This is a genomic window from Streptomyces sp. NPDC028298, assembly GCF_055565895.1.
The window spans coordinates 78,831-93,103 of the sequence record NZ_JBVHTL010000007.1 but is presented as its reverse complement, the minus strand read 5'-3'; the positions used below and the strand labels follow the sequence as shown (position 1 = coordinate 93,103).

The 14,273-nt window shown below is 71.2% G+C and carries 13 protein-coding genes; 8 read left to right on the top strand and 5 right to left on the bottom strand.

Annotation, left to right across the window (positions count from 1 at the left end):
* Window positions 1-75 precede the first annotated feature (75 nt).
* Window positions 76-1,587 carry an FAD-dependent monooxygenase gene (locus tag ACZ4TO_RS28915; protein WP_468025629.1) on the bottom strand — a complete coding sequence of 504 codons (1,512 nt, stop codon included), beginning with the start codon at window positions 1,585-1,587 and terminating at the stop codon, window positions 76-78.
* A gap of 242 nt (window positions 1,588-1,829) precedes the next feature.
* On the bottom strand, window positions 1,830-2,237 hold the full coding sequence (locus tag ACZ4TO_RS28910; protein WP_451076027.1) for a hypothetical protein: 408 nt from the start codon (window positions 2,235-2,237) through the stop codon (window positions 1,830-1,832).
* A 549-nt stretch (window positions 2,238-2,786) separates the two neighbouring features.
* On the opposite strand from ACZ4TO_RS28910, the gene ACZ4TO_RS28905 reads away from it, so the two are divergent.
* The 5 genes from ACZ4TO_RS28905 to ACZ4TO_RS28885 all read left to right on the top strand — a co-directional run bounded on the left by ACZ4TO_RS28905 (window position 2,787) and on the right by ACZ4TO_RS28885 (window position 8,589).
* A complete protein-coding gene (locus ACZ4TO_RS28905; RefSeq protein WP_468025628.1) occupies window positions 2,787-4,364 on the top strand; it encodes an acyl-CoA carboxylase subunit beta in 1,578 nt (525 codons plus the stop codon).
* 133 nt (window positions 4,365-4,497) lie between these two features.
* A complete protein-coding gene (gene cimA / locus ACZ4TO_RS28900) occupies window positions 4,498-6,129 on the top strand; it encodes a citramalate synthase (protein WP_385048358.1) in 1,632 nt (543 codons plus the stop codon).
* A gap of 204 nt (window positions 6,130-6,333) precedes the next feature.
* Window positions 6,334-6,849, top strand: a complete 516-nt coding sequence (locus ACZ4TO_RS28895; RefSeq protein ID WP_468025627.1) for a hypothetical protein — start codon at window positions 6,334-6,336, stop codon at window positions 6,847-6,849.
* A 170-nt stretch (window positions 6,850-7,019) separates the two neighbouring features.
* Window positions 7,020-7,862 (top strand): DUF4097 family beta strand repeat-containing protein, encoded by an 843-nt coding sequence (locus ACZ4TO_RS28890; RefSeq protein ID WP_468025626.1) that lies wholly within the window; start codon window positions 7,020-7,022, stop codon window positions 7,860-7,862.
* A 199-nt stretch (window positions 7,863-8,061) separates the two neighbouring features.
* Window positions 8,062-8,589, top strand: a complete 528-nt coding sequence (locus ACZ4TO_RS28885; protein WP_382778203.1) for an STM3941 family protein — start codon at window positions 8,062-8,064, stop codon at window positions 8,587-8,589.
* Window positions 8,590-8,611: 22 nt separating this feature from the next.
* Here the strand turns inward: ACZ4TO_RS28885 and ACZ4TO_RS28880 are convergent, their stop codons facing one another.
* Window positions 8,612-9,367, bottom strand: a complete 756-nt coding sequence (locus ACZ4TO_RS28880) for a helix-turn-helix domain-containing protein (protein WP_468025625.1) — start codon at window positions 9,365-9,367, stop codon at window positions 8,612-8,614.
* 238 nt (window positions 9,368-9,605) lie between these two features.
* On the opposite strand from ACZ4TO_RS28880, the gene ACZ4TO_RS28875 reads away from it, so the two are divergent.
* Window positions 9,606-10,271, top strand: coding sequence for a DUF4097 family beta strand repeat-containing protein (locus tag ACZ4TO_RS28875; RefSeq protein WP_468025624.1), 666 nt, complete (start codon window positions 9,606-9,608; stop codon window positions 10,269-10,271).
* 45 nt (window positions 10,272-10,316) lie between these two features.
* Window positions 10,317-11,156, top strand: a complete 840-nt coding sequence (locus ACZ4TO_RS28870) for an alpha/beta fold hydrolase (protein ID WP_451076019.1) — start codon at window positions 10,317-10,319, stop codon at window positions 11,154-11,156.
* Between the two features lie 345 nt (window positions 11,157-11,501).
* Here the strand turns inward: ACZ4TO_RS28870 and ACZ4TO_RS28865 are convergent, their stop codons facing one another.
* Together ACZ4TO_RS28865 and ACZ4TO_RS28860 are read right to left on the bottom strand one after the other, a co-directional pair.
* The gene (locus tag ACZ4TO_RS28865; RefSeq protein WP_385048341.1) at window positions 11,502-11,873 is read right to left on the bottom strand and encodes a VOC family protein; all 372 of its coding nucleotides are present in this window, start codon (window positions 11,871-11,873) and stop codon (window positions 11,502-11,504) included.
* A 585-nt stretch (window positions 11,874-12,458) separates the two neighbouring features.
* Window positions 12,459-12,836, bottom strand: coding sequence for a hypothetical protein (locus ACZ4TO_RS28860; RefSeq protein ID WP_468025623.1), 378 nt, complete (start codon window positions 12,834-12,836; stop codon window positions 12,459-12,461).
* An 884-nt stretch (window positions 12,837-13,720) separates the two neighbouring features.
* On the opposite strand from ACZ4TO_RS28860, the gene ACZ4TO_RS28855 reads away from it, so the two are divergent.
* Entirely contained in the window at window positions 13,721-13,966 is a 246-nt protein-coding gene (locus ACZ4TO_RS28855) for a hypothetical protein (RefSeq protein WP_382778197.1), read from the top strand.
* The last annotated feature ends 307 nt before the right edge of the window (window positions 13,967-14,273 follow it).

The following is a 14,273-nucleotide window of genomic DNA, read 5'->3' as shown; positions in this document are numbered from 1 at the left end:
TCCCTTCGTGGGGTCGTCACGGCCGGCTCCCGCCGGAGCGGGAGCGGTCGGCCGTTCGTTTCGGGCGAAGGCCGTTCAGCCCGCGAGGGCCGGGCCGAACCAGGTTTCGAGGGCGGTCCGCAGCGCGGCGGCGTCGGGCACCGTGCCGGCGGCGGCCGCCCAGGCGACGTGGCCGTCCGGGCGGACGAGGACCGCGGCCGGGGCGGGGATCTCGCCGAGGGCCGGGACGATCCACTGCTCGTCCTCGGCGCGCGCCTCGACGACGTCCACGCGGCCGGCCCAGCCCGCGGCGACGGCCGCCGTCGCCGCGTCGCCGGACAGGTCCAGCAGGACCGGTCGGGCGGCGTGCAGCAGCTCGTGGACCCCGGTGGCGCCCCCGGACGCCTTCAGGTCGGCGTCGGGGACCCGGCGCCCGGTCAGCGGGTGGTCGCCGTCGAGGGGGTAGCGGATGTCCAGGGCCGTCAGCAGGTGGCGCAGGTACTGGTTGACCTCGTCGAACACCATCAGGGAACCGAATATCTCGCGCAGCGCGTCCGTCTGCGGCCCGGGGCGCACCAGCGCCGACTGCGCCCGGGTGTTGTGCAGCACCCGCTCCCCGACCGGGTGCCGCTCGGCGTGATAGGTGTCCAGCAGGCTCTCCGGCGCCAGGCCGCGCACCACCGAGGCGAGTTTCCAGCCGAGGTTGACCGCGTCCTGCACGCCCATGTTCAGGCCCTGCCCGCCGGCCGGGAAGTGGATGTGCGCCGCGTCGCCCGCGAGCAGCACCCGCCCGTCGCGGTACCGGTCGGCCTGCCGGGCCGCGTCGTTGAACCGGGAGATCCACCGGGGGTTGCGCATGCCGAAATCGGTGCCCGCGACCCGTATCAGGGAGGCACGCAGCCCCTCGAACGTCACGCTCTCCTCGCGGTCCGCGACCCGGTCGAACTCCGAGGTGATCACCCGGTGCCAGCCCGGCTCGAACGCGATCGCCGAGTAGTCACCGGCCGGGGTGCGCCGCACCCAGACGTAGTCCTCGGGCAGATCGGGCAGTTCGACGTCACCGATCAGCGCCGTCATCGTCGCCTCGGTGCCGGGGAAGTCGATGCCCGCCAGCTTGCGCACCGTGCTGCGCCCGCCGTCGCAGCCCACCAGGTAGCGGGCGCGCAGCACCGCGGGCGCCGCCCCGCCGGTCTCCACCGTCACACCGGTCTCGTCCTGGCGGATGCCGTTCACCTCGCACGCGCGGCGCACCCGCACGCCGAGTTCGAGGGCCCATTCCTCCAGCAGCCGCTCGATGGCGGACTGCAGGATCATCAGCGGGTAGGGGTGGCGCGACTCCGACTCGTCGAAGTCGAGGTAGAGGCCGGAGAAGTGGCCCACCGGCTGCAGTTCGCCCTCCGCCAGGAAGCGTTCCAGGACGCCGCGCTGGTCCAGCACCTCCAGGGTGCGCGAGTGGACCCCGCCGGCCCGCGACTCGCCCGAGCGCTGCGCGAGCCGCTCGACCACGATCACCTCGGCGCCCGCCAGCCGCAGTTCGCAGGCGAGCATCAGGCCCGTGGGCCCGGCGCCCGCGATCACCACGTCCGTGTCCGTGCCGGTGTGTCCCACGTGTGCCCCCTCGTTCCGCTGCGCCTGTCACGGCATTGGATGACTCCCACGCTCACGCACGCGGGGGAGTGGTTCAAGACAACTCGGCACCGGGACAGGGAAGTTCACGGGCGGCTTGCCGTGTCCCGCCGGCGGGACACGGCAAAGAGGGGGCGCGAAGACGGCGGCTCCGCCGGAGGGTTCTCCGGCGGAGCCAGGGTGTGCAGCGGGAGCGGTGCCGAAGGCGTACCGGTGCCGGTGGGTCAGGCGGCGTCGAGGGCCGCGGTGATCTTCTTGGCGGTCGCGGTGAGGGTGGGGCCGGGCTCGCCCTTGGAGGTACGGGCGGACGCCTCGACGGCGACGAGGACGGTGCCGCGGAAGTTGTCGGCCTCCTCGGGGGCCAGCTTCTTCAGCAGTTGCATGGCGGCGGTCAGAGCGGGCAGGACACGGTCGGCGATCTCGGCCGCGGACTTGCCGCTCATGTCCCCGACCGAGGACTTCTCCGCCAGCACATGGCCGACCAGCCCGGTGCCGGTGGTCAGGGCGATGCTGCCCTGGGTGGCCACCTTGTGCGGGGAGTCGGCGCCGGCGGCCGCGGCCATCAGCGTCACGGCCCCGTAGGCGGCGGTGCGCAGGGTGAGCTTGTCCTGGTCGTTGAGGGTGATCGACATGGTGGGGGGCTCCTTCGTGTCGTACGCCGTGCCCGGCGTCGCTCCGATTGCGTGGCCCCACTGTGGCACACCCGTGGTGCCATGACGACCCATTAGTGGCGCCAATATGCGCCACGGGGTGACCTGTGCTCGTAAAGCCACAGCTCGGACGGCAGGACCCCGGACGCCGAAGCGACCGAATCTCGACGGCGCCACCACCAGAACCCACGCTCCGGCACCACCCGCGGCTCGGACCGCACCCGCCGACCCGCCACCGCCGGCCTCCCTCCGTCGGCGGACGGACGGGAGACCCACCGGCGCCCTCGGGGGATTGTGGGGACGCCGGCGGGCCCTTCGGCGCTCCAAGAAGGCTCTTGACCGTCCGCATCGGAGCTCACGACCGCGAGCGTCGCACGCCGCACTCGAGGAGAACTCGAGCGCCGCCGGAGCCCCCGGCGCGCCCCCCGGCGATCGTCGTCCGGCGCTCCAACCGCCTTCAAGCGCCCTGACGGAACCTGACGGTCGGCCCACCGCACGGACGGCTGATCACGACGGCCGGAAAGGGGAACGATGACCGCCCTGGACGACACACCGGTCGGGCAGCGGCGCGGCACGGTCGCCGAACTCGCCGCCGTACGCGCCCGGATGCGCCGAGGACCCAGCGACGAGGCCACCGAGGCGCAGCACGCCAAGGGCAAGCTCACCGCCCGCGAACGCCTCCAACTCCTCTTCGACGAAGGCCGGTTCACCGAGATCGAAGGACTGCGCCGGCACCGGGCCAGCGGCTTCGGCCTGGAGGACAGACGCCCCTGGACCGACGGCGTCGTCACCGCCTGGGGCCGCGTCTTCGGCCGTACCGTCTTCGCCTACGCCCACGACTTCCGGATCTTCGGAGGCTCCCTCGGCGAGGCCCACGCCGAGAAGATCCACAAGATCATGGACATGGCCGCCACGGCGGGCGCCCCGATCGTGGGCCTGTGCGACGGCGCCGGAGCACGCATCCAGGAAGGCGTGAGTGCACTCGCCGGCTACGGCGGCATCTTCCAGCGCAACGTCCGCAACTCCGGGGTCATCCCGCAGATCAGCGTGATGATGGGCCCCTGCGCGGGCGGCGCGGCCTACTCCCCGGCCCTGAGCGACTTCGTGTTCATGGTGCGCGGCACCTCGCAGATGTTCATCACCGGCCCCGACGTCGTGCAGGCCGTCACCGGGGAGAGGATCGGCCACGACGAACTCGGCGGCGCCGACGCCCACACCACCCTGTCCGGAGTCGCCCACTTCGCCTACGACGACGAGGAGAGCTGCCTCGCCGACGTCCGCTACCTGCTGTCCTTCCTGCCCGCCGACAACCGCGAACAGCCGCCGTCCGAGCCCACCGCCGACCGGCCCGACCGGCTCACCCCGGCCCTGCTCGACCTGGTGCCCGGCGACGGGAAACGCGCCTACGACATGCGCGAGGTCATCGAGGAGTTCGTCGACAGCGGCGACTTCTTCGAGGTGCACGAGGCATGGGCACCCAACGTCGTGTGCGCCCTGGCCCGGCTCGACGGCCACGTCGTCGGCATCGTCGCCAACCAGCCCGCCGCCCTCGCGGGAGTCCTCGACATCAAGGGCAGCGAGAAGGCGGCCCGCTTCGTGCAGATGTGCGACTCCTTCAACATCCCGCTCGTGACCCTGGTCGACGTGCCCGGCTTCCTGCCCGGCGTCGGCCAGGAACACGGCGGCATCATCCGGCACGGCGCGAAACTCCTCTACGCCTACTGCAACGCCACCGTCCCCCGGATCCAGCTCATCCTGCGCAAGGCCTACGGCGGCGCCTACATCGTCATGGACTCCCGCTCCATCGGCTCGGACCTGTCACTGGCGTGGCCCGGCAACGAGATCGCGGTGATGGGCGCGGAGGGCGCCGCGGGCGTCGTCTTCCGGCGCGAGATCGCGGCCGCCGCCGACCCCGACCTCGCCCGCGAACAGCACATCAAGGAGTACCGGGAACAGCTCATGCACCCCTACCACGCCGCCGAACGCGGCCTGGTGGACGACGTCATCGACCCCGCCGAGACCCGCGTCCGGCTCATCGACGCCCTCGCCGTCCTGCGCACCAAATACGTGCCCCAGCCCTCCCGCAAACACGGCAACCCACCCCAATGACCCCCGGCCCGCCGCCCTTCGGCCCCGGCGCCCTGTGCCCATCCTCGACCGGGAAGCGAGCGCGAGGGGCCATAGATGGACGGTGCAGCCGGCCATCCCGGTGGACCGAGATCCCGAACAGGAGACGATCGGCGTGAGTATCAGCGTGAGCGAACACACCGGGAACGTCACCGGCGAACTCGGCGATCTCTTCCACGTCTTCGACACGACGCTGCGCGACGGCGCGCAGCGCGAGGGCATCAACCTCACCGTGGCGGACAAGCTGGCCATCGCGCGGCACCTGGACGACTTCGGGGTGGGCTTCATCGAGGGCGGCTGGCCCGGCGCCAACCCCCGCGACACCGAGTTCTTCGCCCGCGCCCGGAGCGAACTCGACCTCGAGCACGCCCGGCTCGTCGCCTTCGGCGCCACCCGCAGGGCCGGCGCCACGGCGAGCGAGGACCTCCAGGTCAAGGCACTCCTGGACTCCGGTGCCCCGGTGATCACGCTGGTCGCCAAGGCGCACGACCGGCATGTGGAACTGGCGCTGCGCACCACGCTGGAGGAGAACCTGGAGATGGTCCGCGACACCGTCTCCCACCTCGTGGCGCAGGGCCGCCGGGTGTTCGTGGACTGCGAGCACTTCTTCGACGGCTACCGCGCCAACCCCGCCTACGCGAAGGCGGTCGTGCGGGCCGCGCACGAGGCAGGCGCCGACGTGGCCGTGCTGTGCGACACCAACGGCGGCATGCTCCCCGCCCAGGTCCAGGCGATCGTGCAGACGGTCCTCGCGGACACCGGCGCCCGCCTCGGCATCCACGCCCAGGACGACACCGGCTGCGCGGTCGCCAACACCCTGGCCGCCGTCGACGCGGGCGCCACCCACGTGCAGTGCACCGCCAACGGCTACGGCGAGCGGGTCGGCAACGCCAACCTCTTCCCCGTGGTCGCCGCGCTGGAACTCAAGTACGCCATGAGGGTCCTGCCCGAGGGCAAGCTCCGCGAGACCACCCGCATCTCCCACGCCATCGCCGAGGTCGTCAACCTCACCCCCTCCACCCACCAGCCCTACGTCGGTGTCTCCGCCTTCGCGCACAAGGCCGGCCTGCACGCCTCCGCCATCAAGATCGACCCGGACCTGTACCAGCACATCGACCCCGAACTCGTCGGCAACCGGCTGCGGATGCTCGTCTCCGACATGGCCGGCCGCGCCTCCATCGAGCTCAAGGGCAAGGAACTCGGCATCGACCTCGGCGGCGACCGCGAACTGGTCGGCCGCGTCGTCGAGCGGGTCAAGGAACGCGAACTCCAGGGCTACACGTACGAGGCCGCCGACGCCTCCTTCGAACTCCTGCTGCGCGCCGAGGTCGCGGGCAGGCCGCTGCGCTACTTCCGGGTCGAGTCCTGGCGGGCCATCCTGGAGGACCGCCCCGACGGCAGCCACGCCAGCGAGGTCACGGTGAAACTGTGGGCCAAGGGCGAGCGCATCGTCGCCGCCGCCGAGGGCAACGGCCCCGTCAACGCCCTGGATCGCGCCCTGCGCGTGGGCCTGGAGCAGATCTACCCGCAGCTCGCCCGCCTCGGCGTGGTCGACTACAAGGGCCGCATCCTGGAATCTCGGCACGGCACGGAGTCCACCACCCGGGTCCTGATCTCCACGACCGACGGGGCGCACGAGTGGTCCACGGTGGGCGTCGCCGAGAACGTCATCGCCGCGTCCTGGCAGGCCCTGGAGGACGCGTACACCTACGGCCTGCTGCGGGCCGGCGTCGACCCCGTCGACTGACACCCGGGACCGGCCAGGCGGCCCCCGAACTCCCGCCGCCCGCAGAGCACTTGGGGCACGACCATCAGCGGCTCGCGCATGGTGCCACGATGTCCCGGACGGCCCCTCACGTTCCCGCAGATGAAAGGCCCGCAGGGGGAGCGCACCCCTGCTTGCCGGGCCTGCTGCTTGTGCGTGGTGCCACAGTGATGCGATTATGGCGCCATGGATCTCACGCCGTACGTCGACACTCTCCGCCGGGAACTCGCGGTGGCCGCCGAGGCCGGCGGCAAGGAAGCGGGCGAGCTGGCCGAGCGGCTGACCGCCCCGCTGGAGTCGGCGACCCGGCTGGTCATGCTCAACGTCCTGTCCGCCGCGATGGACGAGATCACCCGTGAGCTCGCGCCCGGCTCGGTCGACGTACGGCTGCGCGGCCTGGACCCCGCCTTCGTGGTGACGCTGCCCCCCGCCGACGACGGGCCCGCCACGGAACCGGCCGAGTTCACCGAGCCCTTCAGGGCCCCGGCCCCGGCCGACGGCGACGAGGGCGGCACCGCCCGCGTCAACCTGCGGCTGCCCGCCCACCTCAAGGCACGCGCCGAGGAGGCGGCGAGCCGCGAGGGACTGTCGGTCAACGCCTGGCTGGTACGCGCGGTGGCGGGCGCGGTCGACGGCGGCCCCCGCACCCGCGCCCCCGAGCGGGCCCGGGCCGGACAGAGCTTCACCGGCTGGGTCCGCTGACCCCGCCCCTCCCGGGCATCCGCCCGCACCACCTCACACACCACCCGCCCCACCAGCGGGACCACTGAAAACCTGAGACCCGAAGACCTGAGACCCGAAGGCCTGAGACCTGAGATCCCAGACCTGGGCCTTGGGACTCGGGACCTGAAGACCCGGAGGACGGGGCGGCCATGCCTACTTTCGACACCCCCGACGCGATCGAGGTCACGGCGCGCGTGGATGCCGGCTCCATCCGGTTCACCGCCTCCGAACGCACCGACACCGTCGTCGAGGTACGCCCCCGCGACCCTGACAAGAGCCTCGACGCGCGGACGGCCGAGCGGACCGAGGTCGGACACACCGGCGGCGCCCTGACGATCCGCACGCCCCGCTCCGGCCGGTTCGGCCGCCCCGGCACCGTCGACGTGACGGTCGAACTGCCCACGGGCTCCCACCTCGACGTGAGCGGGGCCTTGACCCAGGTCCTCGGCGAGGGCCGGTTCGGCGAGGTCCGGGTGAAGACCTCATCCGGCGACACCCGCCTGTCCACGACCGGCCCGCTGCACCTGACCGCCGCGCGCGGCTCGGTCACCGTCGAACGGGTCGAGGGCAAGGCCGAGATCACCACCAGCACCGGCAGCCTGCGCGTCGGCCTGATCGAGGGCCCCGCCGTGCTGAGGAACTCCCACGGCGGCACGAGCGTCGACACCGCGACCGGCGAACTGCGGGTGAGCAACGCCGACGGCGACATCGAGATCGGGCGCGCCGCCGGCTCGGTGACCGCCACCACCGCCCACGGCACCGTGCGCGTGGACGAAGTGGTCCGTGGCGCCGTCCGGTTGGAGACCGCGCACGGCGCCGTCGAGGTCGGCGTCCGCGAGGGCACGGCCGCCTGGCTCGACATCAGCGCGGGCTCCGGCCGGGTACGCAACACCCTCACCGCCTCCGGGCCCCCAGAGCGGACCGAGGACACCGTGAGGATCCGCGCCCGCACCGGTCACGGCGACATCCGCGTCGGCCGCGCCCGCACCTGAACGGGGCCCGCACACGGGCAGGTGCGCGCACCGGACGGCCCGCGCACCGGAGCCTGTGCGTTGGAGGGTCTGTGCACCGGATGGCCCGCGCACCGGAGGGTCTGCGCACCGGAGGGTCTGCGCACGGAGGGCCTGCGTACGGAGGGCCTGCGATAAAGGGCTTCCGTCGGCCAGGGCTCCGGTCCTATCGTCTGAGCCCGTGATCAATGACGGCGTTCCCCTGCCCCCGACGGTCTACCCGCTCGCCAAGGGCCGCGTGTGGGCCATGCTGGCCGGCTCGCTGGTCTTCGTCGCCGCGGGCGTCGGCTTCCTGGCCGCCCACAGCGACGTGAAGATGACGGTGGCCGGGGCGCTGGCCGTGCCGTTCTTCGGGCTGTGCTCGGTGCTCATCGGCCGCCGACTGCTCCGCGGCCGGCCGGAGTTGGTGCTGGACGACACGGGAGTGGACCACGTCAGCCTGGGCCGGTTCGGCTGGGAGGAGATAGCCGCCGTACGGATACGCGAGCAGCGGGTGCGCAACACCTCGCAGCGGTTCATCGAACTGGTGCTGCACGACCCGGACGCCTATCTGGCCCGGGCGCCCCGGCTCGTCCGCGGCACCGCGTCCATGAACGCACGGCTCGGCTTCGGCCCGGCCAACATGACCACGAACACCCTGCCGGTGCCGCCCGAGGCGGTCCTGGAGGCGATGCTGCGCCACCGCCCCGGACTCGCCGTACAGCACTGAGCGCCCTGCCGGCCGGCCCGCGCTAGCCGTGGTCGGCGTCCTCCGTCGCGGTGTCCTGCGGGGCCGTCCTGGGACCGGCGTGGAGGACCTCGCGGGCCTGTTCGGCGGCGCGGGTGATGCTCTCGCTGATGAAGTCGAGGAAGCGGGCGACGTTCTCCAGGCGGACGGCGGCGGGGGTGTCACGGCCGAGGACGGCCACGCCCTGGCGCGCGGTCCTGACGACCTCGTCGTTGGCCCGGGCGCTGGCGATCGTCGCCTGGTAGAAGAGCTCGTTGTCGACGACGTAACGGTCGCGGCGCCCCTCGTCGCGCTCCCGGCGCACCAGGCTCTGGCTCTCCAGGAACGTGATGGCCTTGGAGATGGACGCCGGGCTGACCTGGAGGCGCTGGGCGAGCTCGGAGGCGGTCATGCTGCCCGCGTCGGAGGTGAACAGACACGTCAGCACCCGGGCCGGGATCTTGGGCATGCCCGAGCCCATGAGGACGGTGGTGAACGTCTCCTCGTACTCGGCCACCGCCTCGGCGTCGCGTCCGTGCGCCAGGGGAGGCGCCTCCGTCCCGCGGGCGGGGGAGGTCCTGCGCCGGTGGGCGCGGCGCTCGGTGGCGCGGTGGGCGAGATGGGCGCGGTAGGCGGTGGGACCGCCGTTGCGCATCACCTCCCGCGTGACCGTCGAGGTGGGACGGCCCAGGCTCCGGGCGATCTCGGCGTAGGGGAGGCTGTCGGCCAGCCCCAGCGCGATCTGCTGGCGTTCCTGCTGGGTGAGTCTGCCTCCCGGCATCGCGGTCTCCTCGGTGATCCCTCGCAACGGTCCCTGGACCCGCTCACTATAGCGTTCACCTCTCACCCATTGCAATGATCGAGTCGAGGGATGTTGCGTTACCCTCTGACCGGTTGCAACATTTTCACCACAACTACCTGCGAAGACGCCATTTTTATGCAACGACTATGTTGCCCGAAGTTGGAAAGCAACGTAGCGTTTCCAATGTCAGAAACGACATTGAGCAAAGGAGCGCACGATGCAGACGTTCACCACCCCCGCCCCGGTCTCCGCCGTCCTGGACCTCCCCGCCGGACGCGTCCGGTTCATCGCCGCTGACCGCACCGACACCACCGTCGAGGTCCTGCCCGCCGACCCCGCCAAGAGCCGCGACACCAAGGCCGCCGAGCGGACCACCGTCACCTGCGCCGACGGCGTCCTGCGGATCACCGCCCCCAAGACCGGCAACGGCCTCCTCGGCGCCGCCGGATCCCTGGACGTCACCGTCCGGCTCCCCGCCGGCTCCCGCGTCGAGGCCAGGACCGCCAGTGCCGAACTGCGCTGCGAGGGACGCCTCGGCGACATCGCCTTCGACGGCGCCTGGCGTCACATCCGGATCGATCAGGCCGCGAGCCTGCACCTGACCGCGAGCGACGGCGACGTCGAGGTCGGCCGGCTGGATGGCCCCGCACGGATCAGCACCGCCCGCGGCGACATCCGTATCGCCGAAGCCGTACGCGGCACGCTCACGCTGGACACCCAACTCGGCGACATCACCGTCACCGCCGCCCCCGGCGTCTCGGCCGCCCTGGCCGCGGACACCGGCACCGGCCGCATCGCCAACACCCTCAAGAACGACGGCACCACCGCACTCGACATCCACGCCACGACCGCCCGAGGCGACATCACGGCCCGCAGCCTCTGACCCCCTACGACCCGACAGACGACCCACCGACACAGGAGAACCCTCATGACCAAGAACAAGACCAAGAACGGGAACGGGAACAACACCCCCTCGAACGGCACGACATGGACCGGCATGGTCCCCGTCGACGACACCGCCCTCGCCGTCACCGACACCGGCGGCCCCGGCATCCCCGTCCTCTACCTCAACGGCCAGTTCGCCACCCAGGGCTACTGGCGGCGGGTCATCGCCGAACTGGGCCCCGGATGGCGCCACATCACCTACGACGAACGCGCCCGAGGCAAATCCAGGCGCTCGGCGGACTACTCCTTCGAGGCCGCCGTCCGTGACGTCGACGCCGTCCTGGCCGCCCGGGGCGTGGACCGCGCGGTGGTGGCCGGCTGGTCCTACGGCGCGTTCGTCGGGGCCCACTGGGCCCACCGCAACCCCGCACGCGCCCTGGGCGCCGTCCTGGTCGAAGGCGCCCAGCCCTACGACTGGCTGGACGAGGCCATGGAGGCGCGGATCCGGAAACTGTTCCGCAGGATGGGCTGGTTCCTGCCGCTGCTGCGCCCCACGGGCCTGGCCCCGCGGATGAACGCCGACCAGATGGCCGCCACCAACATCGAACTCGGCAAGCTCGCCCGCGAACGCGAACTGGCCCCCGTCCTGGACGGCATCACCGTCCCGGTGCGCTACGTCGTCGCCTCCGGCGCGTCCCTGGGAAGCAAGGGCGACGAACAGGAACGGATCCGCGCCGCCCTGGACGCGGTGACCGCCCGCAACCCGAACATCGAGATCAGCGCGAAGGTCCCCAGCAACCACGACGCGATCCTGAAGAAGGACTACAAGGCCGTGGCCAAGGCCATCCGCGACACCACCACCCCGGCCCGTGACACGAACTGACACCACACCCGCCCACCACCTGAGCCCCCCCGAGGGTGAACGCTGAACGCTACCTCCGCGACAGCGTTCACCCTCACTCCTTCGCCCTGCGCCGCCGCACGTTTCCGCAGGTCTGGAGCCCGGTGTGCCGTCCTGCTACGATTGATCTTGAGCTGAACGGCGGAAGTCGCGCTGGTCGGTGTTGCGTTGGTGGTCCAAGGAAAGACGCCCCGCTTCCTGCGGGGAAATGCAGGTGCAAGGCCTGCCCGGCGCTCTGTGAAGACCCCGTCCCGGTTGCCCGGGACGGGGTCTTTTTCGTCCCCGGAGCCGATGATTCGGGCCGGTTCGCGGCCCCTTCGCCCTCGCTCAGCCTTTGGTGATGCAGAAGGGGTGTCCGGCGGGATCGGTGAGAATGAGCGCCCTGGGTGCGTGTGGCTGGTGATTGGGCCTGCCCGCGCCCAGTTCCAGCAGCCGGGCCTCGGCCTCCTCCAGGTCCCCCTCGACCTCGAAGCAGAGGTGAAGCTGCTGCGGCACGCTCTGACCGGGCCAGCTCGGAGCCCGGTAGCGGTCCACTCGCTGGAAACCGATGAAGAGTCCGTCCTCACGGTTGAGACCCGCGAAGTCCACGTCCGACTTCGGGTGCGGTTCGAGGCCGGTGGCCTGCCGGTAGAACGCCGCCAGTGCCAACGGATCAGGGCAGTCAAGGGTTATCGCGCTCAACCTCATGCGCTGGGGCATGACACCTCCGGACCGGCCAGTGGACTTCCTCGGCCAACACCCTAGAGACGCCCGCCTACCGGCCGGGACCCCGGCCACACGCTCCTGTCCGGTTCACGCCCACGCATCCCTGCGTCGCCGACGAGAGCTGGTCGCGCGGCCCGGAACTCCGCAGGCTCCCGCACGGAGGCTGCCCTGTCCCTCCGACCTGGGTCCTGGGCACGGGAGTTGGGCCACACGCGGGCGCGGAGTGCGAATCAGGCTGCCGCCGTCTGCGCGGCAACCTGCGGACCAAGTCCACCGAAGCTTCCTGGTGAGGCGATTCTGCTTCGTGAACTCGCATTCTGAGAAATGGAGTTGATCCCTGGGCTGATACTGCGGGTGGTGGCGGGGGAGGGTCGCGCACTGCGGACCGGGAGACTCGTGAACGCCTGGCCCCGGACACTGTCCGGTCCGGGAAGCCTTGCCGCCCGCTGTCGTGGAACTGGTGCCGAGAATGCACGGTATTGCGGGCGGCCACCCGGGTGATGTGTCAGGGGCGGCGTCAGGCGTCGTTCGGCTTGTCCGCTGACGCGGGTGCCGGTTGCGCGTCGGTGCGCGGGGCGGTCAGGCGCGCGGGCGGCGTCGGCGCAGCAGGCGCCGTCGTCGGGGGGTGCGGAAGACCGCATAGAGCCCGGCGGCGAAGGAGAAGACGAACAGGCCGCCGGCTGTAGTGGCGATGATGGGGGCGGAGGCGCCGGCCGAGGCCAGGACCGAGCTGACCGCCGTCATCGCGAGGACCGCGATCACCCCGACGGCCAGCAGAGGGATGCTGCGGGCGGTGGGCGACTCGGCGGAGGTCACCAGTCGCACTTCGGCCTTGAGGTGACGGACGTCGATGAGGACGGAGGCCGTCTCTTTGTCGATCAGGACCCCGCGGCCCTCGTCGGGCTGTTCGTTGGTCAGGTCGGTGGTGCGGGTGGTTGAGCCGTTGGTGTGGGTCATGCGCTTGCCATCCATCGCGACGTCGATGTTGGAAGGGCCGCGGCCGCCGTTCGTGCGCGGTCCCGGCGGAGCGACTGCAACCACCCTTAGTGATCTTGAGTCGACTCTACGCAACAAAGTAGCACCGCCGTAAGGCGGATGACCAGATGATGCATGCCGATAAGGCGCCCAATGCATGCTGTTTATATGCCAGTTGGAGGGCTGGGTGGCTCCTGTTGCGCGTGATGCCGATGTGGGCCGCCGTCGTACCGTCCGGGGTGCGGTCCGCCCGTGATGGCCCCGGCGTGAGGGTGTCCCCATGGCGGTTCCCGTGCTGCGCAACGGAGTTACCGGACATCCGGGGGTGCGGGGGCGCCGGAGGGGGCGCCTCGGACGACTTCCCTCCGGTGACGCCCAGTTGGAGGCGATTCCCCCATGCCGGCCGGCCCTCGGGGTGATGGTCTCCCACATGGCGGTCCGCCTGCACGCGCATCCGCGCGCGGGCGGTGCGGCCGCTCCAAGCTCCTGGAGGGGCCGCTCTTCTATCCCGTATCTCTGTGCCCGGATGCCAGGAGTTGAGAGTCTGAACGGAATGCCACATGCGAATAATCCGCGTAACAAGCGCCGATCAGATGGTTTTTAACTTGACGTCACGGGGGATAAGGAGTGTACTGGACCGACATCACCACACTGGCACAGGTGGGGAGCTACGGGGGTGCGGGCTCATGGGCGATCGTTGGGGGTCGCTCGTGGGTGCCGATTGCACGACTTGGGGGAAGTAGGCAGCCGCGGCAAAGGCCGGGGTATGCCTGCTTCGGCGTGTCGATCGCCCGACGTGTGCGCGCAGTGTGGTCCGTCACCGCCCGACGGGGGTCGGCGGTGCGACGATTGAGGAAGCGTGGAAGATGACTGCGAGCACCGCATCCAGCCGACGAGAAACCACCACCGCCGAACGCGTCACGGTCAACCTCAGTGCCCGGTCCTCCGCGGCCCTGGAAGCCGCCGCCGGCCTGTCAGGTGACACGAAGACGGACACGATCAACCGCGCCATCCAGGTCTACGCATACCTGGAGGAGATCGCCAGCCGTGGCGGAGAGCTCTTTGTCCGGGAGCCCGGCGAGGAGTCCCCGGTCCGGCTCCGGTTCTTCTGACGTCCGTCGGCCGGTTTCGGCCGCCCGGTGCATCCGTCCGACTCGTGAGGGAGGGGCACGATGATCCTGTACGACCAGCGACTCCCCAGTTCCCCGGCGCAGTTCGCGCGCCCGCCCGCCACGGACAGTCCCGAACGCTCTCACGCCGAACGGCTCGAGTTGCTTCGCCAGGAACTGAACTCGCTTCGCCGGCGACTGAACCGGCACTCCGACACGGCGATCACCATTGGGGTCTTCGGAGGTTACTCCGGCGGCAAGACCTCGTGGGTGACCGCGCTGTTCAGTTCGCCGGCACCGTCGCCGGCGT